Genomic DNA, 2152 nt, shown 5'->3' with positions numbered 1-2152 from the left:
AAATTGCCCCGAGAGCCCCCCACAGCGACCAGAAACAACAAGCCGCAACCTAGGTATAAAAATCCCAAACAATGGCTGTGAGCTTCATTTTGACCGCTTAATTTCGGTGTTTATTATTCCGATTGCGTGACTCCGTAACGAAGAACGGCTCCCAATCGGGAGCCGCTCTTGTATCAAGATCAATCGTTGCAGTGCTTTAAATACTAAATTAAATCGCAATCTTTCTTTTTACTTTTGGCGACACACGTATTGCTCAGTTGATTGATCAAAAATGTACTCAAATGATTTTACACCACCAAACTCCACATTATGATCACACGCGACATATTGACCTGAGATCGCATCAAACAAACCAAAAGATTGAATATTATCTCCAGGTTTTACGTTAAGAGACTGTAAAAACTGATTATTCTCTGTATACGCCACCCCCTGTTCAAAAGAAAAGGCATTTACACTAGAATCCGCAAAAAAGTCATCACCCAAATCAAAAGCAGAATAAATTGGGTTATTAGATTTATTGATTAGGGTTAGTTTTGTCGATGGTGTATCCAAAGCTTTAGAGCAACCACCGTATTGAAGTTCAGCATTTTGATAAACTTCAAACGTATAGTTACACCCAGCTGGAGCATAGACACCTCGAGAAGACGCTACTTGGTATACCTTCCCATCAACATTGATGGAGAAATTGGCATCCTTAGGCGTGAATGCATAGTAGTCGTACGTTTTCCCGTTTTTTACTGTCGGCACAGATTTAACATTAGCCTCACCATTTTCGACACCAAATACTTTAGACGATGCATTAAATGTGTGCACGCTATCAGCTGAGGCAAGTCCTGAAAAAAGAGCAAGAGAAAGAGCAATAAGTTTAATATTCATAAAAACCAAATAATAAAAAATGCACAAGGCATTATGTTAACAGGAGGGGGGAACCTACAATGAATACGACACAAAGCAAAGGGGATTTTATAACAATTTTAACTTTTCACATCAGATTAATGCCTCCCCCCCCCAAAAAAAAACAATAAACCGCAACCTATGGCTGTGTTCTTCATTTTTACCGCTCATTTTCGGTGTTTATTATTCCTATTATGGTAAATGATCACTTTGTATTACAATGTAATCACCGTAATACAGGAGGCTTACCATGCCATCTATGTCAGTCAGAATTCCAGAAGATATCGAACAAAAACTAACACTACTTGCAGAGTCCACAGGGCGAACAAAGTCATGGATTACCAACCAAGCAATTCAAGATTACCTAGTTCGTGAGCTTTGGCAGGTTAATGAAATCAAAGACGCTCTGAATGAAGCTGATTCGGGACAGTTTGCCAATAAAGAAGAAGTGCAGGATGCATTCTCTAAGTGGGGTGTGAATGCAGATTAAGTGGCTTAAAAAAGCCTTAGTCAACCTAGAACAGTCCGCAGAGTATCTACACGAACACAACCCACGATCATCACGTGAGTTTGTTCAAGAGGTCTATGACTTAACAAACCTCCTAAAAACAAATCCAGCTATGGGGCGAACAGGCCGAGTGTTTGGAACAAGAGAACTTGTCCTAAATAAGTATCCCTACCTCATACCTTATCGAGTCAAAGATAACTGTATTGAGATTTTAAGAGTATTCCCTACTCGCATGTCTCAACCTGAATTCTGGTAGCAATAGTTTGTTCCAATAACGAAAAAATCCTCCGTTTTGGAGGATTTTTTGTGTCTAAATCAGGGTTCGCACTAAGTTACGTTACGTTAAATAAGCACATATTGTTGAATTTTAGGCACACAATCCATACATAATCACGGAGTCACATATTTAAATCACCTCCATTTGATTTGATAGTAATCTCTTGTGACTCAAAAAAGGCAGCCCTAGGGCTGCCTTTTTTCGTTTCATTACCATCTAAGAGCTTGGTTCGCACTAAGTGCCGTTACGTTAAATAAGCAAAAAAAAACCAACCTCCATAATCGAGATTGGCTCATACTTTTGTGAACAATTTTAAGTTCACTAACAACGTCAGTTGGCTAGGTAATCCTCAGCTTAAGAAGGATCACCAGAAAGAATGCCGTTATTACAGAAAAATTGCAACTTACCGATTCAGATTAAGAAAATGATGTTCAACCTCTCAAAACTCGATGTTCATTATTCCTATTATGGTA

The 2152-nt window shown here is 38.9% G+C and carries 3 protein-coding genes; 2 read left to right on the top strand and 1 reads right to left on the bottom strand.

The genetic code is table 11. From position 1 onward, the window contains the following. Positions 1-228: 228 nt before the first annotated feature. Positions 229-876, bottom strand: coding sequence for a hypothetical protein (locus AB4484_RS19910; RefSeq protein ID WP_372079991.1), 648 nt, complete (start codon positions 874-876; stop codon positions 229-231). A gap of 268 nt (positions 877-1144) precedes the next feature. On the opposite strand from AB4484_RS19910, the gene AB4484_RS19905 reads away from it, so the two are divergent. Both AB4484_RS19905 and AB4484_RS19900 read left to right on the top strand, forming a co-directional pair. Then, a complete protein-coding gene (locus AB4484_RS19905) occupies positions 1145-1384 on the top strand; it encodes a CopG family ribbon-helix-helix protein (protein ID WP_372079989.1) in 240 nt (79 codons plus the stop codon). Then, positions 1374-1658 (top strand): type II toxin-antitoxin system RelE/ParE family toxin, encoded by a 285-nt coding sequence (locus AB4484_RS19900; protein ID WP_210448065.1) that lies wholly within the window; start codon positions 1374-1376, stop codon positions 1656-1658. Before AB4484_RS19905 ends, AB4484_RS19900 begins: the two co-directional genes overlap by 11 nt. Positions 1659-2152: the final 494 nt, after the last annotated feature.

It is taken from the genome of Vibrio sp. 10N.261.46.A3 (genome assembly GCF_041472995.1).
GTDB lineage: Bacteria > Pseudomonadota > Gammaproteobacteria > Enterobacterales > Vibrionaceae > Vibrio > Vibrio coralliirubri.
The sequence above is the reverse complement of the archived record's forward strand: the minus strand, read 5'-3'. Positions and strand labels throughout refer to the sequence as shown.